Here is a 25840-nt window from a genome sequence, read left to right on the forward strand (position 1 = left end):
CTAAGAACCGGTTTGTCTGTAGATGATTTTGGCACCAATCTGTAAATTTTTATATAAATCCAAAAAGATTTGGTTGGGAACCATACCGTCAGCATCTCTTGAGAATTCAGGGCGTAATCTCTTTAGAAAATACATTCCGAGTTCACCTTTGTTTTTGGCTTTCACTTTGCCGCGGTATTCACATTCGAAGAATCGTTTTACTTTATCATAAGTAGTCTCAGAAAGATTGATTTCTCCTGCATCTCCCGAACTTTCCATACGACTTGCCGTATTGACAGTATCCCCCCAAACATCGTACGCAAATTTTGTTTTCCCAACGACTCCTGCAACAACTGGTCCTGTATGGATACCAATTCGGATTTCCCAAAATTCTTGACCTAACATTTGTTTGAATGATCGGATCTGGGTCATAAAGGATTTTATTTCCATAGCAAAAAGACAAGCATCCACTGGATGAGTGAAATTCCCCTGTGGAATCCCACCGGCTGCCATATAGGAGTCTCCAATGGTTTTTAATTTTTCGAAATTATGACGAACTGCAATATCATCAAACTGAGAAAAACAACCATCTAGTTGTTCAATCAAATCTTCTGGGGAAAGGGATTCTGCCGCAGATGTAAAGTTTTTGAAGTCAGTGAATAGAATACTCACTGACTCGTATTCCATTGGGGCAACTTCTCCTCTTTCAATCAGTTCATCTGCTAAATCTCCCGGTAAAATATTTCGAATGAAGTGAAGGGTTTTTTCCCTTTCTTTCTCTAAGTCTCGCCTAAGATTTGCATTGTGAATGGCACCCGCCACTTGTTCACAAAAAGAAGTGATTTCTGAAAATTCATCTTTTGTCCAATCTTGTTCTCTTGTGAGACGAGTGACACAAATGATTCCGATGGTTTGTCCTTGAACAACGAGTGGGATTTGTCCAAACAATTCTAATTTGAAACTGTCGACAATGGATGTATCAATTGTCGATAATTGTTTCCATTTGATTGATTTTTTCAAGTAAACAGTTTTTTGTTTTTCGTAGGTTCTGAAAAGAGAGCCTATGTTTGGTGATAAAATAGGTCGAAAGGTTCGCAGGAAATTAGTTACGAGGAGACCTTTATTAAAGACCTCAGCTCCTTCCATAAGTGGAACTAGAGAATTAGTTTTTGGATCAACAAGAAGTACGAATCCTAACTCCACTCTGTGATTGATTTTAAGGTAAGTAAATACCTCTCTTGCAATATCTTCTATCTGTGAAAAAGAATTAATTCTTCGGTTAAAACGATGTAGGTTTTCTAACTTTAATCGATTTATTTCAATGTTTTCTTTTTCTTTTTGAATAACAAGATTTCCCTCTTTGAGTTCATTGAGTAGGTATCCAGTTTCAATGGTTCCTGCAATATAATCGGCAATAATTTTTATTTGGTTTAATTGTTGTTCGGTGAGTTCAAAAATTCCAGAATAATCTAATAAATCCAGTGTTCCGATGAATTTATTTCGTAGATGTAAGGGGACAATGAGTAAGGATTTTAAATTTGCGGATTGTTTGTTGGCAAGTTCGACACCTTCCGTTTTGTAAGATTCGAAATCTTGGATATAAAAACTTCGTTTGCGTTTTCGGACATAGGCATGAGCATACATTGTCACATAGGGATCAGAAACAGGAATGTTTCGACTCATGATTTCTTCTTTTACTTTTTCTGTGAGGTCGGAAGGAAAGTTACTATGGAAAAATTCCAATGCTTCGATTTCTTCTTGGTAAACATAAAGTAGATAGTGGGGAACTTTAAATTTTTCTCGAATGTATCTACCAAGGATTTTTAAAATGTCTTTTAGGTCGGAGGCAGAGTTGATTTCTCGAAGTAGTCCATCCAAATCCGAAAGTTGACTATACGAATCCACGAGTTTGTCTGAAAATTCTTCCGAGATCGATTTTGTGCTGATCAGTTCCTTTTCTTTTTCGAGTAATTCTTTTTTTAATAAATCTAATTCGTTTTGAAACTCGAGGATGGTCTTGTCTCTGTCTTCTTTTTGTTTGTATAAAGAAAATATTCCATACAGAATTGTGATAAAAAGAATGGCGATACCAAAAAGTCCGTAGATCATTTGATTAGAATTTTTGCTCCACGTTTTTGTTGTGTGTACAACCTTCCAAATTTTTCATTGGGCATAGAACCCGTATCATCAGATAAATCAGGTTTTAGAGCTAACAATTCATAAATAGGAACTTGATCCCCTTCATATGTATTGATTTGGCGTTGGTTGCCGATATGGAAAAGTCGTTTTACTTTCTCCATTGTTTCTTGGGAAATATTAATTGGTATTCCTACACCACCTCTTCGGATGGCCTGGGTTTGTGTTACCGTTTTTCCCCAGACATCATAATTGAACTTTGATTTACCAATGACTCCTGCCACCACCGGTCCTGAGTGGATTGCAATGGTGATTCCATTGGGGCGAAATGGGATGTCTCTAAAATCTTCAATCATTCGATTGACTTCGTCTTTAATCTGTAAGGCGGCAAGGCATGCATCTACTGCATGGGTAAAGTTTCCAACGGGAAGTCCTCCGGCTGCAAGATACATGTCTCCAGTCATACGAAGTTTTTCCATTCCTTGTGCTTTGATGATTTCATCAAAACGTGAGAAATATAAATCTAAACCTTCGATGAGTTCTTCTGGTGTAAGTTGGCCTGTAATTTGTGAAAACCCTGGAAAACTAGTCATAAGTAGGGTTACATTTTCAAATTCAACAGGATTGACCCTGCCTTTTTTTTGTAACTCTTCGGCCACGTTCTTCGGAAGGATGTTTAACAAAAGTGAATCTGATCTTTGTTTTTCCTCTTCAATTTTTTTGAGTAAAAAATGATTGTTGATGGCACTCGCAATGTGTTCCGAAACACCAACGATGGAATTCACTTCATCTGTATTCAGTTGGATGTTTTCATCACTAATTCCATACACTGCCATGGCCACAACTTCGTCATTGTTAACAAGAGGTGAAATGAGAAATCCTTTCATTCCCGATTTTTCTGTAATTTGTTTGTCGATTGCGAATGGCATCGATTTGGGAACATTTTTCATATAGAAATGTCGTTTTCTTTGATAACATTTGTAGATGAACCCACTTTCTTCTCTAAGAGGAAAACGAAGGGATTTAAAATAGTTTATGTTATCATCAACTAATAAATCAAATCCGGAGTGATTAAGGTAACGAAATTCATTATATTCTTTATCGAGAAAATAGAGAACACAATGTTCTATTTTGTAGTTCTTTCGAATGAATCCGAAAATTTCAGCCAGAATATTCTCTAAATTGTTTTGAGAGTTAACAGTTTTTGCAAACTCATTCATTTTTTGAATTTCTGCTTTTGCTTGTTCGGATTTTTTACGTTCTGCTTCCGTAATTTGTAACAATAAAGAGTTTTGGATGGCTCCTGCAATTTGGTCGCAGAATCCCGATATCCTTCGGAGTACTTCGCGAGTGACTTCCATTGGTTTCTGATAAGAAGTGAAATAAGCCATACCTATCACTTCGTTTTGAACTACAAGTGGAACTGCAACGAAAGAAGTAAGGCTTAGTTTTGAAAAAATTTGTTCGTCTAACTCGGATTCGTATCGTTTGGGAGGTTTTGGGACAAATAGTGCTTTTTTGCGTGCATAGGTTTTGTATATAATTCCACCTTTTTCGTTTAAAGGAACCCTGAATGATTTTGCAAATAACAACTGTTCTTGTGTCGCATACGTCGGTATGGTTGTATTGTAAGTGTATAACTCTTTTTTCTTTGTATCAATCAGTTGTAATAGTGTGGCCTCTATCTCAAATGTTTTTAAAATGTAGTTGAACATCTCTTCGATAATTTGTGAAAGGCTGGACTCTGAATTGATTTTTTTCGTAAATTCATTTAACTTTACTACTTCGTTCTTTGCATTTTCCATTTGCATTCTTGCATTTTCTGCAAAGAATTTTTCGCGGTTCATTTCTTCCACGAGAATTGAGTTGGTAACAGCAGTAGCAATGTTTTCTGCAGTGTTTTCTACTAACTGGAGTTGTGGTTTGGAAAAACTTGCCCCCTTTTGTTCGCTAAGAAGAGCCAACATCGCGATGACTTTTCCTTGGGAACTAAGAGGGATGATCATACCAGGTTGTTTTCCAATTAATTGTACAAATTTTTGATTGGATTCGTTGAGACGCGATTCCCAAACCTTGGCAAACCGAAAGGGACGGTTCCTTTTGTAGACATGATAAAAAAGTCCAGCACTTGGATCTAAAGGAAAACTTACACCTTGTAATGTAGACTCAAGATTGAGGCCGGAATTGGGAGATACAACCGATTTATGGTAAATGATTTTTGAATTTTCAGAATCGACTAAAAGTAGAATCATTGAATCGCAAAAAACTTCTTCATTTAAATAATCAAATGCTTTGGTGAGAATACTATCTAGTTCAAGAGATGTATTTAGTGTTTTTGCAAATTCATTGAGTCGTTCTATATTTGCTTTCGAATATTCTAATTCATGTGTCCTTTCGACAACAATGTCTTCTAGTCCTTCTTTAAGAATGTTTAATTCTTTATTAGAAACTTCCAATCGTTCTTTTAATTTCTCAATGGAAAGGTAAGCTCTTGTGAATCCGTAGGATAGGATGTATCCTTGGAATAAAATAAAACCTAAAAAACCAAAAGGCATTATGTTCATTGTGTTGATGACATTGTTTTGATACAGGATGTCATGAACAACGGTCCCAAAAACAAAACTAAATCCAATTAGGGAGAGTCCAGCCCCTACAGTATCAGAGCGATAAGCCATAACAATGGCAATGGTGATTCGAACGCAGACTGAAATTAAAAAGATTTGAAAAAAATGAATTTTGGCACTAAAGATGGCGACCGGTAAAAACAAAGAAACAAGAAACGGAGTGATGAGGATATATAGAACCCACATAGTCCTTGGGCCGACAGTGTTTGGAAATACCAATCGATAGAAGTAAGCAAAAACAATCGTTGCAATATAGATAGTCGCAAATTCCAATCGGATGAGAAAATCCATTGGCATTTCAGGGAAGATGTCGAGAATATTCCTTTCGCCAATTGTAAGGAGGCGCATAACAATGAGTAAACTAAAAAGTGAGATAAAAAGACTAGCTTTGTCTTGTCTGCGCATGACAAACAAACCCAAATGATATAAGGCCCAAAGAAAGATACTACCTGCAAGAAAGGAAGTGATTTGGTAACTACGATTGACCTTGTCATACAACATTCGTCTTTCGCCGATTTCCATACTTTCCCAAAATCCACCTTTGGAATAGTGGAAGTTAGAAATTTCATAAACAATTTCAGTTTCACCAGAAAGGGGTTCCAAATCCATCAGAACTGATTTATAGGATGGTTCGAAGTAGTTTGGGTTGATTCCGAAACTCCCTTGTTCCACAACCAGTTTGCCATTGACATACAATCTATAAGCAGATGAGAGATCTAAGTTGTGGAAGGCGAGCGTCGGTGTGTTTGGTGGGAAAAAAACCTTTAACTTATATGTCGCATAACCAAATCCATCGAGGGATTCTCCAAACCAATCAACACCTTTCCAGTTGGATGGAACCGTTTGGTAGATGTATTTGGGTTCTCTTCCCAGCTCAGTATCTATTTGGATTCCTTTGTTGGTTTGTTTCCAATAAAATTCCCATTCTCCGTCGAGGGTGATATTTCCATCCTTAGAGAAGTCCCATAAAGACAAGTCCATCTTCCCTTCCTTTGCGATTGGTTTATTGCGATTGACTTCCTTACAATGGGAGAATCCAAAGACCAGACCGAATAGGAATAACAAAATGACTCTTTTCTTCATAGTTAGGCTACTAAGGTTAAGAACTAGTGATGGAAAAGAAAAGGAAAAATTCAGGAATAACTGACTTTTATTTGAGAAGATAAAAAATACTTTTGCAGAGTCTTTGACATAAGATTTAAAATTTCTTCTGTTTCTTGTTTCGAATAAGAAACGATTTTATCTTTTTTTTCAAAAGGATGAAATAAAATCGAAGAGTCCTTTCTTACGTCTACCATCCGCTTTAAAAAATCAATATTCATTCGAAATCCACCAATACTGATGTCAAGAATGCCTTCCATTTTTAGTTCTTTCCCTAACTTCTCAGCTAACGATTGGTAATGGGTTTGCCAATTGGGAACTCGTAAAATCGGATCAATACAAATCCGAACTTTCCAACCGTCTGTAATGGCTTGGTTTATGGCCTTCAATCGGGCTTGTAGCGATGGAGTTCCATGTTCAATGGTTTCAATCACTTCTTTCGGACTCAAAGTCCAAGCAAGAATCACATTTGGATTGGGGGTGTGTCTCGCAATTTGACTGTAGTTAGTTGACTTGGTTCGGATTTCTAAACTAAGATTTGGTTCGGTAGTCGCAAATTCTAACCAAGCTTTGGTAGCAGGAAAAAAGGATTCTAGGGCCAAAAGGTCTGTGTCATAAGATAAAGCCAGATAGAGTGATTGATTTTTATCCAAGAATTCTTTTGTGGCCGAAAAAAAATCTTCCCAATTGACAAATAACACGAGATTGGCGGAAGGAAACATCCCTTGTAAGTAACAATATTCACAATCATAAATGCAGTTGAGTGCGAGTGTGTTATAATAAAAATGCGGATGAGAAAAGTTAGGCGAAAAATCACTTCCTTTGTATAAAAATTGGTCTTTTTTTTCTGCCAAAATTAATTTGGGAGATTCTTTTTGGATTCGGAAGTTTTGGGAATTTCGATTAAAACTATCTTTGTAATGCCGAATCGGGATGGGGATGGCATTGGGAAATCGATTCAAAATTTCTTTCGTACGAAAATGATCTAAAATACTTTCTTCAATATAAATATGAGAAAATGCCTTAAACATGTAAGATTTCTCTCCACTGATCAAAGTAGTTTTTCAGATCAGTTTTGGTTTTTAAATTGATTTTCTCAGATTCCAACGGAAAGGGAAGTTGTGAATGAGGATGGCGCAATCGGAAATAACGAATGGATTTTTTTAGATCATGTCTCATCGTTTCTGTTAGGCGAAGATTTTGAATGAATGTTTCTACACTCGGCCAGTCGATGGAGTCGATTTCATCAACATGAGCCCAGGGTAATGGAGATATCCATTCTTCAAACAAATCATCGGTAACTTTTGCCATCATAGTTTCAATGTCTTCTGTTTGACAAAACTTTCCTTCTAAGTGATCGGAAACTACTTTTCCTAACGCAATGTTCTCCAAAGGAAAATAAAGAGAAGCTGCTTCAAAAAAACCTGCCCCTTCCATATCCACGAGGTTTATATTTTGTAACTCTTCTTCCGTGAGAGATAAAAACCGATCTATACCCCTTTCTTTGGTGATTGGTCTATCAAAGGTATTGAGGTTTGTTTCTTTTTTAAATTGGGAGTTTAAGATTCTGTCGGGATAAAAATCTCTTTGCGAACCAAAGTCTGTAATTTTATGAATCCAGAAAAATTCGCCTAATGAAAGTTCTGATGAGTTGGCACCAGCAATTCCCAAATTCCAAACCTTCATTTGGTTACGTTTTTCTTTTGATAAGAGATGTGAGAATTCTGAAACAGCCAAAGCCATAGAAAGTTTGCCTGTGCCGGAAATAATTATATAATGAGATTCTTTTTGAAAGATCCGAAATTTTCCGGAATGGGCCAAAGGTTTCGCTTGTAATTTTGTAAGCCAGGGTTTGGCCTCAGAAAGAACAGCGAAAAACAATGCAGACATAGTCTAAACATGAAACAGGGGGGTTCCATGCAAAGAAAAGTTTTGTTTGCTATTTTTCTCTTTATCGGTTTTCATATCTATGCTGGAGGAAAAAAGATGTCATTCCATGATTTCAAATCCGTATCCATCCAAGGGAAAGAAGTTTCCCTTTCCGAATACAAAGGGCATCCTGTCCTAGTTGTTAACGTTGCATCTAAGTGTGGTTATACGCCACAATACGATGGCTTAGAAAAAGTTCATCAAACTTATAAAGATAAAGGGTTAAAGGTGGTTGGATTTCCTTCCAATGATTTTGGAGGCCAAGAACCAGGAACCGAATCCCAAATCGCAGAATTTTGCAAACTCAACTTTGGGGTCACTTTCGATCTTATGAAAAAAACTAAGGTTCTCGGAAACGATAAAGACCCTGTTTATCAATTTTTGACTGAGAATGCAAAAGAAAAAGGGGATGTGAAGTGGAACTTCGAAAAGTTCTTAATTGATAAAAATGGGAATGTTGTTGGGAGATTTCCATCGGGAACAAAACCGGAATCTGCGGAGTTAAAACAAGCCATTGAAAATCTTCTTTAATCGATTTGTTTTTTCGTTTCTTTTTATATTTTTAAGTATTAATGTTTTCGCTGATGAATCTTCATTGTCCGTACAAATTGTCCGGACATCCACGGCAGAAGTTGTTTCGATTTCCGATATTGTTAAAGAATCGTCCAAATACAATGTCGTTGTTTTTGGTGAAGAACATGACAACCAAGACCTACATCGTTTTTACGAAACTTTGTTTAAGGGGATTTCTGATCTCGAATCTACTTCTTTATCGTTGGAAATGTTGGAACAAGACCAACAAAATATAGTTAATGAATTCTTAAAAGGGACTATTACGGAATCTCACTTTCTCGCATCTACTTCCCATTGGAAATCTTTTAAAACTGATTATTTACCCTTAGTATCAATCGCGAAGGAAAAAAAATGTAATGTGGTTGCAGCCAATCCTCCGAGACGTTATGTAAATTTAATTTCAAGAAAGGGTTTGTCCGCCTATCGAGAGTTTTCTGATCTTGCCCTTCCTTACCTTCCTCCCGCTTATAGTTTAGAAAAATACTTAACGGAGGATTACAAACAACGGTTAACGACTTTGTTTGCTGGAGGACATGGGGCCGGTCACGGAGCCGGGAATTCCTATTTAGTTTTGGGTCAGGCAACTTGGGACCAAGGGATGGCCGAATCGATTTCTCGTGAATTCTACAAAACGGGAAAAAAAGTAATTCATTTGAACGGCCGTTTCCATTCAGACAGAACCGGTGGTGTGGTCCACAGACTACGAGAAATGGGGCTTTCCGTTCTTGTCATCTCTGGATTTGTTAAAGATCGGGAAGAAAGCCAGGATTTTGTGAAAATCGCTGATTTTGTAATTTTAACAAACGGCCGATAAGAATAGGGAGAACCTATGTCGGCACCCTCTCCCAAATATCTTTGTCCACATTGCCAAAAGGCATCTCGTTTACCAGAGCCGATTCCAAGGGAAGGTAAATTTCAGCTAACATGTGCTCACTGTAGTGAAAAAGTTATTCTTAATTTTACTGATTATCGTTTTGAAATTTTAAAAGTAGTTCCAAAGGAACCACAGATTTCTGATACGGCTCAGTCCTTTCAACCGTTTAAAATTTCAACGCCGGCTATTAGCAAACCAAATTCCTTTAAAGAAAGATCAGAATCAAAATCCAAACCATTTTGGGAGAGAAAAGTGGTTTTCGAAAGAGAACCAGAAGTTCGAACATTCAAACCCAAACCATTAAAACAAAGACTTAATGGTGTTAATAGCGGACGAGGTAAGTCTCCAAAATTTTCTTATGTGAAACTTGCGTTTACAATTACTTCTATCTGTTTATTTTTATTTATACTCGGGTTCTCTTATTTTGTGGCAGGAGTGTTAACAACAAAAAAAGAAGTTCCTTTGTATTTGGAATCTCTATCCAAAAATATTCCGACTAAAATTTTAGATCGTAACGGACAGATGGTAAGTGAAATTTTTCAGAAACGAACTTCCACCTTGCATTTGCAAGACTATCCAGAAGATATGATCTCAATTCTTTTGAACATTGAAGATCAAAAGTTTTTCTTTCATGGTGGTATTGACTATTCTGCTATTCTCAGAGCCTTTTTTAAAAATATTATTAATTTAAGTTATAAACAAGGTGCCTCAACCATCACTCAGCAGTTGGCTCGAATTATTTTGGATGATCGTCGTAAAAGTTTAAATCGTAAATGGCGAGAAGCCCAACTGGCCTTTGCTCTAGAATCAGTACTCACTAAAGAACAAATTTTAGAAACTTATATGAACCATGTTTATTTAGGTCATGGTGCCTTTGGATTTGGCGAGGGGATTAAATTTTATTTTCAAAAAAACCCAATGGAACTTAGTAAAGAAGAGATGGTCCTCCTTGCATCTCTTCCTTCTGCACCTAATAAATACTCACCATTAAAAAACCCTGAGGATTCCTATACTCGTGTTCGTGCTATTTTACAAATGTTTCGCAATCGAGGTATTTATCCCAACTTAGACCGAGATAAATTTGTTAGTTTTTATCATAACCTTTCCACTCGTTCGCCTAATGAAACTGTTTTTGGTTCCAGACAAGACATTGCGCCTTATGTAACAGAACACGTTCGTGGGGTTCTTTCTTCTTTAGAAGGAGATAAAAATATTTACGAAAGTGGCGGATATACAGTCGAAACCACACTCGATCGTGGGGCACAGGAATTGATTGGTCCGATGGTTCGTGAGTATTTAACCAAGAATCGTAAGTCTGGGAAAATTCAAAAAAAACGAGTTCGAGTAAAACCAGAATCCCCAATGGATTTAGCATTTAGACAAAAGATGGAGGAAGTATCTATCTTAAATGAAATGGTTTGGAACCCCGATAGTTTGGAATCAGAAAAAGATACAAGTTCAGTCCAGGCAGCAATTGTAGGTATACAGCCAAACACAGGTCAGGTGTTATTTTTGCATGGGGGAGAAGAATTTAACTCACAAAACCAGTTCAATCGTGCCACACAAATGCGTAGACAAACGGGGAGTTCCATCAAGGCAGTGTTATATGCATCAGCCATTGATGCCGGTGTCATCCAATCTGGAACAAGAATTCTTGATGCGCCTTTATACTATCGGGGTGGCGGTGGGAAGGAATGGGCTCCTGAAAACTTGGGTGGAAGTTTTGATGGAGAAATTTCTTTACGCACAGCCCTTGTAAAATCTAAAAACACAGCAGCAGTACAAGTTGCGGAACGATTGGGTAGTGCTGGAATTGAACGTTATTTTACAAAATATTTTTTCCCGAGTGATGCCGAAAAGAAAGCTCGGTATCGGGGAGATTTGTCTTTGGCCCTTGGAACTTTAGAGATCTCACCACTGGAAATGGCATCAGCGTTTACCGGTTTTGTTAACCAAGGTACAGTGAAACGTCCTTATCTCATTCAACGGATTAAAAACTCGAAGGGTGTGGTTTTGTATGAGGCGGGTGGCACGGATGAGTTTAAATTAAAATTACCTCCGGAACGTCAAGTGATTCGTCCAGACACAGCTGAGGTGATGGTATCATTACTCAGAGACAGTGGACGTGCGAGTGGTGTACGGAGCGGCGGTTATGCGGGAGATCTCATCGGAAAAACGGGAACCACAAATGACTATAAAGACGCATGGTTTGTGGGTGCAAGACCTGACTTAGCATTAGCTGTTTGGATTGGATACGACAATCCTAAATTTGGAATGGGTGGTAGCGGACTTGGTGGGGCAGTGGCGGCACCACTTTGGGGAGAGATTGTTTCTTCTATAGATAGAAAAAATATAATTCCTAAAATACAATTTAGCCAACCGGTATATGCGAAATCGCATAAAATTTGTTCTTTAACGGGAAAATTGGCATCCCCGACTTGTCCTGCAACAAATGAACTTTATCTTTCTGATTTTCCTCCTGAAGGAATTTGTACAGAAGATCATAAAGCCACTCATTCAGAGAACAAAGATTTAATGAAAGGACTATACTAGATGAAAGTGATTTATATAAGATTCCTTTGTTCCATTTTGATTTTTTTCTTGGTTGGATTCTCTCCCTCTTTATTTGCCAATTCATTTTATGAAGAAGGGTATGAAATGGAACAAATGAATACTCTCTTCGCCATCCCTTTGTATGAAAAAGCTCTCAGTCAAAAACCATCGGGAAAATTACAAAAGGCAGTCGTCTCTCGCCTTTTCTTTTTATATAAAAAACATGGAAAGTTGTTAGATGCCTTATTTTTAGGAAGTAAGTATCCTTCTATCATCCCTTCCAAGGAAAGGGGTTGGATTTGGACTCATTTAGCAGAAATATATAAACCAATCACTGTCTCTGAACTTTCTGCAACTTATGTACATGCAGCTAAAGCATCCCCTGATAAATTTTCAGAACTCTCGGATCATTTGAAAGTTACCAACTCGCAAAAGTTATATGAATTTGCTTCTATCATTTTATTGAAACGCAAACAATACAAAGTGATTTTATCCATTTATGCGGAGAACCAGGCGATGGCAAAAACTCCCTTGTTTACTGGGATTTCTGAGTTTAAAATTGGAGCCGATGCAGGTAAGGAATTTTTAAAAACAATACTTGGAGAGTCTGAATCCGAAAGGTCTGACCAAGAAAAATCAGATGTATTGTATTTGATGGGTGTTTATTACCGCCAAACAACTGAATATGATCTCTCCGCAAGATACTTTCGGATGAGTGGGAGTTTTGGGTCCAAACCTAGAGCTGACTTGGAAACTACCAAATCCCTTGTTTTGAAAGGAAATACAAAAGAAATGTGTTCTACATTTAAATTTGTTTCTTCCTCGACAGATGAAATCGAAACTCTTTTGTATTTTTACTGTTCCCCGAATGGCAACAATTCATGGAAACCGTATGAACCGAGCATTCGTATTTTAGCAGAAAGAGAAGGGAATGAATTTTTAACATTACTCTTTCCTGGGACAAACTAATGAATCGTATACTTTATATATTAATATTTGTGCTAAGCTGTTTCACGATCGCCTATCCAGTGTTTGCTAACTTTTTAGTCACACCAGAACAAAACTTACGATTAGAACTTGTTGGATCTTCCAGGGATCAAATTCGATTTTGCAAACAGAAATCCTCACAAGTGTTTGGTCGTAATCCGATAGCTCCTTCTGTAACCTGCCAATTTTTACCGGAAGTAGAAATGAGTTTAGATCAATTCTTTACGGAAGAATTAACGGAGACTGAGGAAACACAGTGGGCGTTCTACGACGGATCTGGCAAACAGTTGTTTCCTACTGTAACTTGGGAAGGGCAAGAGTCAATGTTTTTGGTGTCAGTGGTTCGATCCAAACGGGGTCAGTTCGGAGTCCAATTGCAAAGAAAAAAAGACGGAGCATATTTTTTCTATCGCACGAAGATGCCCAACTGGGTGATCTAGTCTCTCTATTACTTAGAATCTATTTCCTTTTGTCTCAGAAACTGTAGTATCCATATGACTATGGGTAAACTTAATTCTAAACCAACATAAACATAGAGTCTGGATTCTGCCGGCATTCCCACCGTCGTCATGGAAATCACTCGACCCATTCCCGATAAAAAAACGGCAGCTCCCATAATATAAACGAGCTCCCCTTGTTTACGAATGGTAATCGCAATCCATAATGCAATGAGACTCGCGCCCAAAAGAATCCCTGCTAAATAACGGTATACATTGTCTGCATAAGGGGTCACTTCCGTTCCTTCGGGGAGGATGATGCTTACACCTCGAATCAAATTGGTAATTCCACCGGAAAGCCCAATCAGAAACACAAGGAAAAATAGGAACTGTAGGATTCTTTCTTTTTTGTTCATTTGAACCTTTTATTACATTCGTAGTTCGGGAGAACAATCCATAATTAGGTGGGGTCGCAGTCGTTCGGGTTCTATTCGAATCCTTCAGTTTGTTGTTAGTTGGGGATTTGTTCTTGTGGTAAGGGAACTTAGTTTGGGCAGGGAAGGATCAAGTTTGGTAGTGATCCTGATTCGCCCACCCTTCACTTCGCCATCCTGGCTACGTTCGCGCGGGCCCGTCACCACTCACTTTTCCGCATCCATGCGGAAACTGCTTCCTATGGGTCGCAGTCGTTCGGGTTCTATTCGAATCCTTCAGTTTGTTGTTAGTTGGGGATTTGTTCTTGTGGTAAGGGAACTTAGTTTGGGCAGGGAAGGATTCGAACCTTCGAAGGTAAAACCAGCAGATTTACAGTCTGCCCTCGTTGGCCACTTGAGTACCTACCCGAAGAAGTTGCATGGAGCCGCCTGAGGGATTTGAACCTCCGACCGGCTGTTTACAAAACAGCTGCTCTACCACTGAGCTAAGGCGGCATGCATATCCAATTTTTGTGAAAAGCTGTTAAGGTCAAATAAAAATTCTTTGAGCGGAGGTGGATTCTTTCAGAATGACAGGAGATGGCACTGTTTTTGGTCAATTCTCTAATGACGATCTCCATAATTGCATTCTATTTGGGGTATTTCTTTCGAAAGAGAGACCAAAAACGACACAGGATTTTTAATGTCATGGGAATTTTTGCAAATCTTTCTGCGGCGGTCTATTTACTTGGCATGAAATATCTGTTAGGTGGCATAGCCGAACACCAAATTTATCCAACCGCACCGGAATTTATCATCCTTACCCACCGTTTTTTTGCAGCCATCGCTCTCATTCTTATGTTGTGTATGGGTTATTTGGGATGGAAAAGAAAACGTAACTTACATGTAAAATTGCATTACATCTTTTTGCCATTGTACACGATTGTTTATATCTCCGGTCTGTTTTTATTTCAATCAAAACCGCTTTAAGGAATGTTCATGGAAAAAATTGAAGTCGCAAAAAAATTCGCAAATGATATCCGAATCCAAGTAATCAAAATGGTTACGGCTGCCAACTCTGGTCACCCAGGTGGTCCTCTCGGTCTTGCTGATATCTATGCGGCACTCTATACTTCCATTTTGAACCATGATCCCAAAAATCCTGAATGGTCGGAAAGGGATCGCCTCATTCTTTCGAATGGTCACGTTTGTGCCGTTCGTTATGCAGCAATGGGTCTTTCTGGTTATTTTCCCGTAGAAGATTTACTTACATTTCGCAACATCAATTCGTATCTGCAAGGACATCCTTCCACTCGTTATATGAAGGGAATCGAATCAAGTTCAGGATCACTTGGACAAGGTTTGTCTGTTTCTGTTGGTTTGGCTCTTGGTGCAAAATTAAAAAAAGAGACATATAAAATTTATACATGCATATCTGACGGTGAATGTGGAGAAGGAATGACTTGGGAAGCTGCACAGTCCGCAGTTCACTTCAAAACAGACAACCTCATTGCTTTTATGGATCGTAACTATATCCAAATTGATGGTAATACAGAAGAAGTAATGAAGTTAGAACCATTGGATAAGAAGTTCGAGATGTTTGGTTGGAACGTAATCAATGCAGACGGACATAATATGGAAGATATCTTTGCTGCATTTGCAAAAGCAAAACAACATACTGGTGGACCAACACTGATTGTGTTTAGAACCATCTTAGGTAAAGGTGTTTCTTATATGGAAAATAATCCTAAGTGGCATGGAACTCCTCCAAACAAAGAACAAGAAGCACAAGCACTTGCGGAATTAGTATAATCTTTCAGATTCGATTGACATTTTTGTTTTTATATAGATAGTTTTTCTATGGGACAAACTTCCTTTCCTGATTTTTATCCAGACGATATCACTCGTCTATTGTATGATTGGGAAATTGCTCCTCCTGAAAAAAAACGTTTTTTATTAAAACTCATCGCCTCTCGAGTTCCTTGGCAGATTCAATTGGAATCTGCTTTGGAAGAAGTAAAAGATCCGTATTTAAGAGTACAAGCTCGTAGTTTAAAATCAGAAATCACTCGTCATAGACTTCGCCATTCTTTCTTCAAACTCACCTTACGCGGAAACACAAATCACTATAAAGATTTAGAAGAGATGTGTGTCCAACTTTCTAGTATAGGTTTTCCTGATCAAAATTATGCAGAGATCAAACATGAATTGGATCGTATGGCACTTCGTGTTTCTGAATTGTATGATGATCATTCTGGTTATCTGACAGATGAATTAAAAGTCCAAATCCTTTGCCAAGTATTATTCCAAGAAGAAGGATTTGTTGGAAATATCCAAAATTATAATGACCCCGGCAATTCTTACTTATTTCAGGTAATCAAAAGTAGATTGGGAATTCCTATATCTCTTTCCGTAGTCTATTTGTTAGTTGGTCAAAGGTTAGGGCTCCCACTTTACGGAACCAATTTACCACTTCATTTCCTTTTGCAATATGAATCGGAAGGGTATTTTACTTATATCGATCCATTTCATGGTGGAGTTTTGTTAGATAAATTCACTTGTGAAAAGTTTTTAGAAGCAAATGGCTATACCAATTCACCTAAATATTTTACAAAAGCCTCCACACTTTCTATGATCAAACGTATGTGCAGGAATCTTATTCATATCTATCGGGACAACCAAACCAAAGAAATGGAAAATACCATCAAAGATCACCTGCAGATTCTCGAAAGTCGATCCACACATGTGGAATAATGAATGAAGTCAAATCTTAGTATCCAATCTGTTTTAGCTAAGTTTGATAAAAATTTAGATGGAATCATTAAAGAAGACATTCCAGTTCTTAAAAAAATTAAAAAACATGTCATCACGTCTGGTGGAAAAAGGATTAGACCTTTTTCGCATTATCTTTTTTGCCAATTTTTAAATGTAAAAGATGTTAGTTGGCTTGATGTAGGAAGTGTTGCTGAACTCATTCATGCCGCCAGTTTATTACACGATGATGTAGTAGACAACGCTCCTATTCGACGTGGAAAACCAACCATTGGATCTTTGTTCGGGAACAAAACGGCCATCCTTGCCGGTGATTATCTGTTAGCTTGTGGAATTAGTAGACTCAACTCTATCGGAAATCCAGAGCTTATGGAAATTTTTTCCCAAGTTTTGAAAGATCTTTCCGTGAGTGAACTTTTGCAAATGGAATGGGAAAAAAATCCCAAAATTTCTTTGAAAGTTTATGATTCTATCATTTATGGAAAAACTGCTTCGCTTTTTGGGGTTTGTACAGAATCTGCGGCCATCCTTGCAAATAAATCCAAAAAGGAAAGGGCACTCATTCGTGATTTTGGTGTTAGGTTGGGAAAACTTTTTCAAAAGAAAGATGATTGTTTGGATTATTTTGTAGATTCGAGTGCGAGTGGTAAGGAATTTTTAAAAGATTTTAAAAATGGACTCTATACTTATCCAGTTCTTGTTCTGAGAGATCACCTCGGTCTTATCGAAAAAAGAAAGTTGGAATCTGTATTTAAAAAAGAAGAAAGAACCGCTGTCGATGAAACCTATATTCTTGGCCTCATGGAATCTAAAAAGATTTCTGAAAAACTTCACAAAGAATTAAGTGCTGAAAAAAACTATCTACTTGGTTTTCTAAACCAGTTTCCAGGTAGCGCAGAACGACAGTTATTTACCGAACAATTGGATCGATTGACTTAGGTTTCTTCTACGAAAGGTTCGTCTGGATCGATGAACTCGATGACTGGCAACAAAACAGAAAAACAAGTTCTGCCTGGTTCTGATTCTATTTGAATGTTTCCTTTGTGTTTTTCAATAATTGATTTTGTAATTCCAAGACCCATTCCCGTTCCTTCTCCGTGATTCTTGGTTGTAAAAAAAGGATCAAAGATCTTCTTCTGAATTTCTAATGGAATTCCTGGACCGTTATCAATCACCTTGATCTCCACTTGGTTTCCCTTTTGTTCGGTAGTAATCATTAGATTTCCTTTTTGATCCATGGCTTCTAAACCATTTAAAATCAAATTGGTCCAAACTCGTATTAAATCTTCTGGCCAACCAAGGATGGTTGCATCTGTAATAAAAGTTTTCTTTAATGAAACTTTCCCTCGCATCCTATATTGATAAATAGTAAGAACTGTTTCGATATTATCAAGTAGGGTAAAAATTCGTCTTTCTTCTGCTTTTGTGACTCGAGAAAAGTTTTTTAGAGCAAGGATGGTTTTGGAAGATCGATCTACTGCAATTTGAATGATCGATAGATGAAGTCTAAAATTCTTTTCTTCTAAAATTAAGTTAGATAGTTTCTCCTGTCCCTTTTTTAGTAATTTGATTTCTTCATCATATAAATTTGTAATTCCAACATCTAAAAATCTTTCGATTATGGGTTCTTCATACTCCAAATCATTGTCTTTGAAGATTTTTTTAAGACCAACTTTTTTATCCTTTCGTTCTGTATAACTTGCCACAAGTCCAAAGTCAGATTGAAAACTAAGGATTTGTTTCATGGTTTGGATTTCTGATGGCGTGAGAGAAGAATAAATATTTTCTTTAGAACCTAATTTTTTTATCTCATTTTCTTTTGATTCAATGATAGTTTCGATGGATGCTTTGATCGCACTTAAGGGATTGTTAATCTCATGTGCGACTCCGGCAATTAATTTTCCTAGTTCTGACATCTTCTCCGAAAACACAAGTTTGCTTTCTGTATGACTAATTTGTAACAGAGCTTTTTCTAATTCTTCTTTTTGTGTTTGGATTTCTTTTGTACGTTCTATCACCATTGTTTCCAGTTCTGCATTTTCTTTGGTAACAGTTTCTTCTTTTTTAATTCGTGTTTGAATTTGAAATTTTGAAATGGCAATTGTAAAAATTGTCATTTGTAGAGCTGCACCAATTTCATTCGCGGAACTTAAAAAAGGATAGGATGGCAATATACCTAAGTTTGTAAGAATCAAAAGACTTGTGCTTACTTGTCTCACGAAGAATGCATAAAATAATACATTGGCATTTTCCTTCTTCGTGATTAAACTATAAATTGCGTAACTAAAGGTGATAGTAGTGAGAATCAAATTATTGGAATAAATAAATCGAAAGTACATTTGTAAGTCGATAAATACAATGAGAATGGAAACCAACATAAATATAGCATAAAAGATGAAATATCGATCAGCGTTTGGATATTTTTCTTTGGTGTGTAAAAATTCTCGTAAGAAAATGACAAGTCCAAATGGTGTTAAAGAAATCAGGCCTGGTATGTATCTATAAAACCATTCAAAATTGCTGGAACCGTATTCATACAGAAGGCCCGACCTTAATGTATTGGTGAATAAAATGGTGAGAGTGGCAAAGGTGAGTAATAGATATACTCTTTCCCTTAATAATACAAACTGTGTGGCCGAAAGTAAACAGACTAAAATACAAAGGCCTAAATGAAATCCCTGCCATAAGGATATGGATTTAGTGTATTGAAGTAAACTGGCTTCGTCCCGAACTTGGAAATTGATTCTATGTGCATCGTCCGAACGAATTTTAAATAGATAAATTCCTTTTTCTTTTGCCGGTAAAACAAAGCCTCCTGTAAACAAAACATCCGGATGTTTTTTTCTTAAAAGTCCTGTTTGGATACTAGAAACGGTTTTATCATTTTGAATGAGAGTAAGATCTAATTCTGATATCATTCCATTTTCAAAATGAAAATACCTAGAGGCATTTTCTTCGAATTGGATTTGGTAGTAATGGTATTCTTCAGTGAAACCGAAGTAAAAATGAGTGTTATAATCTTTTGGATTTAGATTAGAACGGTTTGTATTAGGGTTTGTTCCTAAATGCCAAAGTCCCAAACTTCCTTCTGCAGTAAGAGCAAAAGGAAGAAAAAGAAGGCAAAAAAGAATTCGATACAATCTTTATCGTCTGTTTGTATTGGACTTTTATTGTGGAACAATATTAGGTGCGTTACATTTTAATGTTCCGCGAATGATAACAGACTTTGCATCTGTAGTTGTATTTTGCACCAAACAAGTTTTGTTATCAGATGTAAAACATTGTGTCGTTGATGTTCCTGAAGTACAATTCACGCTATCTAATGTATTACAAGAAAGTAAAACATTTGTTGAGGAAGATGTACTACTATAAGTTCCATTCAGAGTGATTTCTAAATTAAAGAAAGAAATCTGTTGGGCACTTTGTAAAGCCGTGTCAATATTGATGCCTTGGTTGAACCATTCAACGGTTCCTTGAGTTCCTTGTACCGTTTTTCCAAAGGCTCCACCAGCAAGAACAAATCCTTGTTGTGGATCGATCTTTCCTTGGATCTGGGTACTGTCATAAGTAAAACGTAAGTTTAGAGTCTCTTTAGTTTTGAAGATCAGCTGGGAAATTACCGTAAAGCGAGTGTTATTGGTAGTAGAGGTAGATCCTGTTGTTCCCGTAGTGGTTCCCGTTCCCGTAGTAGAGGTAGTTGCTGGAGTGGCTTGTCCGCAACTGGTGGTGATATCGCTATCCACTTCACCCAAGAAATAAAGCCCGGGCTCCCCATCGGCAAGCATAGACAATTCCGCTTTGTTTTCGTTTTTAAGTCCACAAGCGGCAAAAACTGAAGAAAATACCAGAAGGATAACAATCGATCGGAACATACCATCCAATCGTCATAGGAATTCATTCTTGGGTCAAGAGGATTCAGAATTTCCTTGGGAAATTTACGCGAAATTACAATCTTGCCCTATGGGGTCAAATTTCGGTCTAAAAACTGTGTTTTCTATCCAGGGACCGCGATCGATTTATGTCTATTCTCTATTCATTGGTCTTCTTTCCGGTTTTGGGGCCTATGGATTCAACTGGGCTCTGACTTGGACAGAATCCTTTACCTTTGGTAACCTTATGGGTTACGATCCTGGAATTCCTTCTGGCGATTTGTATTTCCACTCGATTGGAAGTGCGGGACCCATTTCTCCACTTTGGATTGTTTTTTTACCTGCCGTTGGCGGCCTTCTTGTCGGTATCATTACCAGCTTCTTTTGTTCGGAAGCCCAAGGGGGTGGGACCGACTCTTTAATTTATGCATTTCATTTCAATGAAGGAAAGATTCGGGCTAAAGTACCTTTTTACAAAGCGCTCGCCACCATACTCACGTTAGGTTCTGGTGGGTCAGGTGGGAAAGAAGGACCAACGGCTCAAATTGGTGCTGGGTTTGGTTCCAGCCTTGCTGGGTTTTTGGGTGCCGGTGCTAGAGCACGAAGGACATTGATGTTAGCCGGAACTGCAGGTGGGCTTGGGGCAATTTTTCGTGCTCCTCTGGGTGGGGCTATCACTGCTGTAGAGATGGTCTACCAAGAGGACATCGAAAGTGATTCACTTGTTCCCTGTATTCTTTCTTCGGTAACAGCATATTTAACTTACACAAGTATTGCTGGAAGTGGTTCTCTGTTTTCTGTACAGGAATATAGTCTCAATGATTACAGACACATTCCATTATACATTGTCCTCGGACTTCTTTGTTATGTGGTGGGATACTTTTTTGTAAAGGTATACCATCTGGTGCAAGATTTGTTTTCTAAACTACCATTACCTAATTTCTTAAAGCCAGCTTTTGGTGGATTGATTGTTGGGTGTATTGCTCTTTTGTTTCCCGAAGTTTTAGGTTCTGGATTTGGACTCATTCAAAGGATGATTAATGGAGAAGTTTTAGAATCTACGAGTTTCGGTTTTTCAGGACCTTTTTTCCTTTTGGCTGTTGCCATTTTTAAAGTATTTTCTACTTCACTTACTGTAGGATCCGGCAGTTCAGGTGGATTACTTGGACCGTCCTTTGCCATTGGTGGTATGTTAGGTGCCTTTGTGGGTACTATGGCACAAGTTTTGTTCCCGGAATTAAATATCATCATCTTTCCCTTTCTTCTTGTGGGGATGGGATCTTTTTTTGCCGGTGTGGCCAGGGCTCCTATTGCAGGAATGATTATGGTTTGTGATATGATCGGTAGTTACGAACTCCTACCACCGCTAATGATTGTGTCAGTGATTGCGGTAGTATTATCCCACCGGATTTCTATCTATCGCAACCAAATCAAAAACAGATTTTTATCACCCTCTCACCATTGGGATATGAACCAAGACATCATGGATCGAATTCGTATCACTGACCATTTTTCTGAGTTTCGTAAGTATGCTATGGTTTCCGAACACCTTTCTCTTACGGAATTACAATCAAACGCACCTGGAATCCAAGCGAGTGATTTCATTTTACTAGGAGCAGGAGATGAGTATAAAGGAATTGTATCACTGCGAAAGAATAGAATCCTTCCAGAATTCGAAGAAGATTTGAAAAATCTCATCACTTGCGGAGAAATTGTGCAGGATGTTCCTTCTGTTAACAGAAATGACACATTAGGTAGAGCCCTCCAAATTCTTTTAGAATATGATGTCGACAAACTTGCGATTGTTGAAGATGGTAAATGTTTGGGTTATTTAAGGTACATTGATTTGTTCAATGCATACCAAAATGAAGTGAAAAATAAACAACGTAAGTCAGTATGAGATTCCTTAGCAATTTTATGAAATTTTCACCCGTTTTAGTGGAGCAGTTTTTACATCGATTTTTATTCGTTCTTTTTGTTGGACAGATTATTTTATTAGTCAATTGTTTTGGATCCAAACAAATCATTGAGAAAAAACCAGATTCTCATATCAAACCTATCGTCATTCCTCCTCAATATTTAAAACCCATCATTGGTCGAGTGGAATGGGTAGAATTTCCCAACTGGAAACTCAAACTTCGCGCTAGGGTTGATACCGGTGCAAAATCTTGTTCTATCCATGCAGTTAATATTGAAAGGGTCACGGAAAATGGAGAGGTTTTTGTTTTTTTTGATACTTTTGTGGATGAAAAACCAGTTCGATTGAAAAGTAAGTTTGTTAAAGAAGCAAAAGTGACAAGTACCTCTGGTGTCTCTGAAACTCGAATCATCATCAGTGAAGTAATGAAAATGGGAAAATATAAAGAGGAAGTGATTATCAACTTAAATGATCGGACCAATCTGACTTATCCTATTCTCATCGGTAGAAATTATTTAATGGGTAAGTTTTTGGTCGATGTATCCTTATCCCATCAGTTAGGGGATTAGATTGGATCGCAAAACTTTAATTACAGTATCGATGCTAATCATTTTACCTATAGTATCAATACTGTATAAGTTAAACATCGCCGAGTTATCTTTACTTCCTGTGGAGGTGGATGATACAGTCAATTTACAGGTAGTCATTTTGCCGAAAGAAAATGTGGCTCTTTCTGAAGTCACCTTTCCCATTCCAAAACAATTCATCCAGTCAAGAGTTCTCAAATCCAATACCAAAGTGGAAGATTTGGATTTTCGGCTTCAAAAAAAACAATATGGCCATTTAGGAATTTGGGAAGGAGAGGATTGGAATTCTTCCATTGGATATTATGCAAAAATAAAAATCCTTCCTTATTCACACTCCAATCCAGAACCAGAAATTCCGAATCCAATAGGAAAACAAGTTGCTAAAGAACCATATTATCTTTCTCTAAAGAACTTCTCTCCGGAAGAGATTCGTTTAGCAAAAAAGTTATTTGAACAAATCCATCCTTATGACAAAGACAATGTTGCGGCCGCTAAACAAATCTATTATTTTATATCTGAAGAAGTTCTGAATACAACTAGGGACATTAGTCTTTCCGATACAATCCGTTTGAATAATGGAAGCGCTTATACACAAGCAGTTCTATTTTCCTTACTTTGTAGAATGAAAGGAGTCCAAACAAGAACGGTTGCTGGATTTGATTTGTCTAAACAAAACGGCAAAGATAACAAAACAAAACTTAGTTTTTGGAATGAAATTCGAATTCATGGAAAATGGTATTTTGTTTCTACTTATAAAAATATATTTGCCGGGCATGTAAACGGGTATTTGCCAATTTGGAAATCAGTTGAGGAGAGACGTTCTCTTGGCGAAGAACCAGCAACATTTCGTTATACGGCATATATTACAAAATCTAACGTAAATCGTTATAATTTTAAAGAGTATAGCGAGGAAGTGGCATCGAGTAATAGTTTTTTGCGATATTATTCATTATACAGTTTGCCAACTCCATTACAGAATTTGTTTCGATTGGTAATCCTGATTCCCATCGGGGCTTTGGTCCTTTCTGTTGCTAGGAATATGATTGGGATTCCCACATTTGGTATCTTCACACCGATTTTACTAGCGATGTTTTTTTACGAAACAAACCTCCTATTTGGAATTAGTTTTTTTCTTTTGATGATTGGTCTTGGTTTTTTTGAAAGGTATGCCTTGGATAAATACTATCTACTCGCAGTTCCTAGACTTTCTATCTTACTTACCATTACCGTCATTTCTTTGATTTTATTTTCTGTTTTGAATGAAGAGATTTCCTTTTTCAATCAAATGAGTGTGACTTTATTTCCTATTGTCATTACCACAATATTTATTGAACGGTTTTCGATTATGATCATTGAAGAAGGTATACTCAATACCTTCGTTACTTTAGCGGGAACGCTACTCATTGCATTTATCAGTTATATGATTTTTTTCTTTGGTTCATTACAAATTCTCTTTTTTACTCATCCTGAATTATTGTTGGTTGTGATCGCCATACAAATTCTTCTCGGTCAATACAAAGGGTATCGTGTATCGGAACTTTTTCGGTTTAAGGAAATTTTTAGATCATGATTTCTCTTTTCAAAAAATTTGAAGAGGAAGGTGTTCTTGGAATCAACCGTAGGATCGGCGAATACATTTTGCCTTATAATCCAAGAGAATATTATCCGTTAGTCGATGATAAATGGAAAACCGCAGAACTGGCAAGGCAGTTTCATGTCCCCATGCCCTACCATTATGGAGTTGTGGATACATTTGGTGGGATTCGAAATACCCGAGACCTTATTCAAGGTAGACCTGGTTTTGTTGTCAAACCAGCTAATGGTGGTATGGGAAATGGAATCCTTGTCATTACCCATGAATCTGAGACAATCAATGGTTCTATCCGTTATCATAAAGTAGATGATAAAACACTTTCGGAAAAGGACCTTCAACATCATATCTCTGGAATTTTGTCGGGATTATATTCCTTAGATGGAAATTCTGATTCTTGTATTTTACAAGAACGCTTGGAATGCCATTCTTTCTTTAAAGCGATTTCTTTTCGAGGGATCCCTGACATTCGTGTGATTGTATTTTTAGGTTATCCTGTAATGGCCATGTTGCGATTACCTACAAAAGAATCAGGAGGGAGGGCAAACCTCCACCAAGGGGCTCTTGGTGTGGGTGTTGATCTTCGTTCGGGCACTCTCACACATTCTGTTTGTAATGATAAAATCATTCATTTACATCCCGACACAAAACAAACGTTAAGTGGAAGGGTGATTCCTCATTGGGAAACTATTTTAGAAATGTCGTCAAGATGTTATGATATGTCTGGACTAGGTTATTTGGGAGTTGATATCGTTCTAGATGAATCGAGAGGGCCTTTGTTACTCGAAATGAATGCAAGACCTGGACTTGGAATTCAAATTGCAAATCGGATGGGATTACGAGATCGGTTGCAGTTGGTAGAGAAGATAAAGGATTCGGCGGATGGCCCCAAGACCCGAGTCCACCGAATGTTTCAAGAGTTATAAAAAGAAAAGTTTTGTTTTAAGCGTTTTGTTTTGCTGTAACAAATACAGTGCGATTGAGAAGAGCCATGGATCCAAAAAGGAATCCTGAATACACTAAGTCGCCAGCAATGGAGTTTTGGAAAAACGGAATGGCAAGTGTAAAACAAGTCACAAGACCAGATAGATCCAAAGTATACATTCCGCTTGTTGCCCAAACGGCTAGGTTTGTGAGAAGAAAGAATACCACTGATCCAACTACTGTAAAACCAAAGGATTTTGTTAGAGAAGTTCCAATTTGTTTTCCAAAGAGGACTGCTAAAATCATAAATCCATATACAACTGGCATAAGGTCATGAAACCCGATGAAGAAATCGGAAACAAACATCGCCAAAATAGGAACAAAAAGAGCAAGTCGTCGGTCTGTCAAATAAGCACCCGAAAACAAAGAAACGGCCAAAATAGGCGTAAAATTCGGTGGGTGTGGTAGGATACGGCTGATGACAGTAGCGATCACCATTAGGATGGCAACGGAGACACGAGATTGGAACATAGGGATAGACTCGTAAAGGGGGGGGGCTTTCGCAAGATAAAA

Annotated in this window: 21 protein-coding genes and 2 tRNA genes; 13 read left to right on the forward strand and 10 right to left on the reverse strand. The window is 37.6% G+C overall.

The genetic code is table 11. The annotated features are described in order from the left end of the window. The 4 genes from EHQ49_RS04825 to EHQ49_RS04840 are packed head-to-tail and all read right to left on the reverse strand — an operon-like array spanning nucleotide 1 to nucleotide 7730. Nucleotides 1-2088: an adenylate/guanylate cyclase domain-containing protein gene (locus EHQ49_RS04825; RefSeq protein ID WP_135576868.1), complete on the reverse strand. Its 2088-nt coding sequence runs from the start codon at nucleotides 2086-2088 to the stop codon at nucleotides 1-3. After that, the gene (locus tag EHQ49_RS04830) at nucleotides 2085-5822 is read right to left on the reverse strand and encodes an adenylate/guanylate cyclase domain-containing protein (RefSeq protein WP_135576869.1); all 3738 of its coding nucleotides are present in this window, start codon (nucleotides 5820-5822) and stop codon (nucleotides 2085-2087) included. The genes EHQ49_RS04825 and EHQ49_RS04830 overlap by 4 nt, the downstream gene beginning before the upstream one ends. A 50-nt stretch (nucleotides 5823-5872) precedes the next feature. After that, a complete protein-coding gene (locus EHQ49_RS04835; protein ID WP_135576871.1) occupies nucleotides 5873-6871 on the reverse strand; it encodes an SPL family radical SAM protein in 999 nt (332 codons plus the stop codon). Further along, on the reverse strand, nucleotides 6864-7730 hold the full coding sequence (locus EHQ49_RS04840; RefSeq protein ID WP_135576873.1) for a phosphorylase: 867 nt from the start codon (nucleotides 7728-7730) through the stop codon (nucleotides 6864-6866). The genes EHQ49_RS04835 and EHQ49_RS04840 overlap by 8 nt, the downstream gene beginning before the upstream one ends. A 9-nt stretch (nucleotides 7731-7739) precedes the next feature. Here EHQ49_RS04840 and EHQ49_RS04845 point away from each other — a divergent pair, with 9 nt between their 5' ends. From EHQ49_RS04845 to EHQ49_RS04865, 5 genes are read left to right on the forward strand one after another with little or no spacing between them, the layout of a single operon-like run. Beyond that, entirely contained in the window at nucleotides 7740-8300 is a 561-nt protein-coding gene (locus EHQ49_RS04845) for a glutathione peroxidase (protein WP_135576875.1), read from the forward strand. Continuing rightward, nucleotides 8284-9156 (forward strand): ChaN family lipoprotein, encoded by an 873-nt coding sequence (locus EHQ49_RS04850; RefSeq protein ID WP_135576878.1) that lies wholly within the window; start codon nucleotides 8284-8286, stop codon nucleotides 9154-9156. The genes EHQ49_RS04845 and EHQ49_RS04850 overlap by 17 nt, the downstream gene beginning before the upstream one ends. 15 nt (nucleotides 9157-9171) lie before the next feature. Next, entirely contained in the window at nucleotides 9172-11769 is a 2598-nt protein-coding gene (locus EHQ49_RS04855) for a transglycosylase domain-containing protein (RefSeq protein WP_135576880.1), read from the forward strand. Further along, a complete protein-coding gene (locus tag EHQ49_RS04860; RefSeq protein ID WP_135576882.1) occupies nucleotides 11770-12738 on the forward strand; it encodes a hypothetical protein in 969 nt (322 codons plus the stop codon). After that, nucleotides 12738-13196 carry a hypothetical protein gene (locus tag EHQ49_RS04865; RefSeq protein WP_135576884.1) on the forward strand — a complete coding sequence of 153 codons (459 nt, stop codon included), beginning with the start codon at nucleotides 12738-12740 and terminating at the stop codon, nucleotides 13194-13196. Before EHQ49_RS04860 ends, EHQ49_RS04865 begins: the two co-directional genes overlap by 1 nt. An 8-nt stretch (nucleotides 13197-13204) precedes the next feature. Here the strand turns inward: EHQ49_RS04865 and EHQ49_RS04870 are convergent, their stop codons facing one another. The 3 genes from EHQ49_RS04870 to EHQ49_RS04880 all read right to left on the reverse strand — a co-directional run bounded on the left by EHQ49_RS04870 (nucleotide 13205) and on the right by EHQ49_RS04880 (nucleotide 14122). After that, on the reverse strand, nucleotides 13205-13609 hold the full coding sequence (locus tag EHQ49_RS04870; protein ID WP_135576886.1) for a DUF4345 domain-containing protein: 405 nt from the start codon (nucleotides 13607-13609) through the stop codon (nucleotides 13205-13207). Nucleotides 13610-13953: 344 nt separating this feature from the next. Next, nucleotides 13954-14035, reverse strand: a tRNA-Tyr gene (locus EHQ49_RS04875). 12 nt (nucleotides 14036-14047) lie between these two features. After that, nucleotides 14048-14122 (reverse strand) — tRNA-Thr (locus EHQ49_RS04880). Nucleotides 14123-14206: 84 nt separating this feature from the next. Here EHQ49_RS04880 and EHQ49_RS04885 point away from each other — a divergent pair. From EHQ49_RS04885 to EHQ49_RS04900, 4 genes are read left to right on the forward strand one after another with little or no spacing between them, the layout of a single operon-like run. Next, complete coding sequence (locus EHQ49_RS04885; RefSeq protein WP_135576888.1) at nucleotides 14207-14596, forward strand: DUF420 domain-containing protein; 390 nt, start codon at nucleotides 14207-14209, stop codon at nucleotides 14594-14596. 9 nt (nucleotides 14597-14605) lie between these two features. Continuing rightward, entirely contained in the window at nucleotides 14606-15418 is an 813-nt protein-coding gene (locus tag EHQ49_RS04890) for a transketolase (protein ID WP_135576890.1), read from the forward strand. Nucleotides 15419-15466: 48 nt separating this feature from the next. Next, a complete protein-coding gene (locus EHQ49_RS04895; RefSeq protein ID WP_135576892.1) occupies nucleotides 15467-16360 on the forward strand; it encodes a transglutaminase-like domain-containing protein in 894 nt (297 codons plus the stop codon). A 3-nt stretch (nucleotides 16361-16363) separates the two neighbouring features. Continuing rightward, nucleotides 16364-17317 (forward strand): polyprenyl synthetase family protein, encoded by a 954-nt coding sequence (locus tag EHQ49_RS04900; RefSeq protein WP_135576894.1) that lies wholly within the window; start codon nucleotides 16364-16366, stop codon nucleotides 17315-17317. On the opposite strand, the gene EHQ49_RS04905 is transcribed toward EHQ49_RS04900, so the two are convergent. Together EHQ49_RS04905 and EHQ49_RS04910 are read right to left on the reverse strand one after the other, a co-directional pair. Continuing rightward, nucleotides 17314-19518 (reverse strand): ATP-binding protein, encoded by a 2205-nt coding sequence (locus EHQ49_RS04905; RefSeq protein WP_135576896.1) that lies wholly within the window; start codon nucleotides 19516-19518, stop codon nucleotides 17314-17316. The genes EHQ49_RS04900 and EHQ49_RS04905 overlap by 4 nt on opposite strands. Nucleotides 19519-19545: 27 nt before the next feature. Further along, nucleotides 19546-20250 carry an LIC10920 family plasminogen-binding lipoprotein gene (locus EHQ49_RS04910; protein WP_135576898.1) on the reverse strand — a complete coding sequence of 235 codons (705 nt, stop codon included), beginning with the start codon at nucleotides 20248-20250 and terminating at the stop codon, nucleotides 19546-19548. A 28-nt stretch (nucleotides 20251-20278) separates the two neighbouring features. Between EHQ49_RS04910 and EHQ49_RS04915 the strand changes: the two genes are divergently transcribed. The 4 genes from EHQ49_RS04915 to EHQ49_RS04930 are packed head-to-tail and all read left to right on the forward strand — an operon-like array spanning nucleotide 20279 to nucleotide 25269. Then, entirely contained in the window at nucleotides 20279-22147 is a 1869-nt protein-coding gene (locus EHQ49_RS04915; protein WP_244241349.1) for a chloride channel protein, read from the forward strand. A 17-nt stretch (nucleotides 22148-22164) separates the two neighbouring features. After that, nucleotides 22165-22734: an ATP-dependent zinc protease family protein gene (locus tag EHQ49_RS04920; protein ID WP_208732160.1), complete on the forward strand. Its 570-nt coding sequence runs from the start codon at nucleotides 22165-22167 to the stop codon at nucleotides 22732-22734. Between the two features lies 1 nt (nucleotide 22735). After that, the gene (locus EHQ49_RS04925) at nucleotides 22736-24322 is read left to right on the forward strand and encodes a 7TM domain-containing protein (protein WP_135576902.1); all 1587 of its coding nucleotides are present in this window, start codon (nucleotides 22736-22738) and stop codon (nucleotides 24320-24322) included. Then, a complete protein-coding gene (locus EHQ49_RS04930; protein WP_135576904.1) occupies nucleotides 24319-25269 on the forward strand; it encodes an alpha-L-glutamate ligase-like protein in 951 nt (316 codons plus the stop codon). The genes EHQ49_RS04925 and EHQ49_RS04930 overlap by 4 nt, the downstream gene beginning before the upstream one ends. A 16-nt stretch (nucleotides 25270-25285) precedes the next feature. Here EHQ49_RS04930 and EHQ49_RS04935 read toward each other — a convergent pair whose 3' ends face one another. Further along, nucleotides 25286-25798, reverse strand: a complete 513-nt coding sequence (locus tag EHQ49_RS04935; protein WP_135576906.1) for a DUF6580 family putative transport protein — start codon at nucleotides 25796-25798, stop codon at nucleotides 25286-25288. Nucleotides 25799-25840 lie beyond the last annotated feature (42 nt).

Source organism: Leptospira perdikensis (assembly GCF_004769575.1).
GTDB lineage: Bacteria > Spirochaetota > Leptospiria > Leptospirales > Leptospiraceae > Leptospira_A > Leptospira_A perdikensis.

What these genes read in the sequence shown, in the direction of transcription:
- EHQ49_RS04855 (WP_135576880.1), top strand. Translation starts at nt 9,172, where the DNA reads ATGTCGGCACCCTCTCCCAAATATCTTTGTCCACATTGCCAAAAGGCA.
- EHQ49_RS04830 (WP_135576869.1), bottom strand. Translation starts at nt 5,822, where the DNA reads ATGAAGAAAAGAGTCATTTTGTTATTCCTATTCGGTCTGGTCTTTGGA.
- EHQ49_RS04895 (WP_135576892.1), top strand. Translation starts at nt 15,467, where the DNA reads ATGGGACAAACTTCCTTTCCTGATTTTTATCCAGACGATATCACTCGT.
- EHQ49_RS04920 (WP_208732160.1), top strand. Translation starts at nt 22,165, where the DNA reads ATGAAATTTTCACCCGTTTTAGTGGAGCAGTTTTTACATCGATTTTTA.
- EHQ49_RS04835 (WP_135576871.1), bottom strand. Translation starts at nt 6,871, where the DNA reads ATGTTTAAGGCATTTTCTCATATTTATATTGAAGAAAGTATTTTAGAT.
- EHQ49_RS04910 (WP_135576898.1), bottom strand. Translation starts at nt 20,250, where the DNA reads ATGTTCCGATCGATTGTTATCCTTCTGGTATTTTCTTCAGTTTTTGCC.
- EHQ49_RS04930 (WP_135576904.1), top strand. Translation starts at nt 24,319, where the DNA reads ATGATTTCTCTTTTCAAAAAATTTGAAGAGGAAGGTGTTCTTGGAATC.
- EHQ49_RS04870 (WP_135576886.1), bottom strand. Translation starts at nt 13,609, where the DNA reads ATGAACAAAAAAGAAAGAATCCTACAGTTCCTATTTTTCCTTGTGTTT.
- EHQ49_RS04860 (WP_135576882.1), top strand. Translation starts at nt 11,770, where the DNA reads ATGAAAGTGATTTATATAAGATTCCTTTGTTCCATTTTGATTTTTTTC.
- EHQ49_RS04825 (WP_135576868.1), bottom strand. Translation starts at nt 2,088, where the DNA reads ATGATCTACGGACTTTTTGGTATCGCCATTCTTTTTATCACAATTCTG.
- EHQ49_RS04865 (WP_135576884.1), top strand. Translation starts at nt 12,738, where the DNA reads ATGAATCGTATACTTTATATATTAATATTTGTGCTAAGCTGTTTCACG.
- EHQ49_RS04845 (WP_135576875.1), top strand. Translation starts at nt 7,740, where the DNA reads ATGAAACAGGGGGGTTCCATGCAAAGAAAAGTTTTGTTTGCTATTTTT.
- EHQ49_RS04840 (WP_135576873.1), bottom strand. Translation starts at nt 7,730, where the DNA reads ATGTCTGCATTGTTTTTCGCTGTTCTTTCTGAGGCCAAACCCTGGCTT.
- EHQ49_RS04900 (WP_135576894.1), top strand. Translation starts at nt 16,364, where the DNA reads ATGAAGTCAAATCTTAGTATCCAATCTGTTTTAGCTAAGTTTGATAAA.
- EHQ49_RS04885 (WP_135576888.1), top strand. Translation starts at nt 14,207, where the DNA reads ATGGCACTGTTTTTGGTCAATTCTCTAATGACGATCTCCATAATTGCA.
- EHQ49_RS04935 (WP_135576906.1), bottom strand. Translation starts at nt 25,798, where the DNA reads ATGTTCCAATCTCGTGTCTCCGTTGCCATCCTAATGGTGATCGCTACT.
- EHQ49_RS04890 (WP_135576890.1), top strand. Translation starts at nt 14,606, where the DNA reads ATGGAAAAAATTGAAGTCGCAAAAAAATTCGCAAATGATATCCGAATC.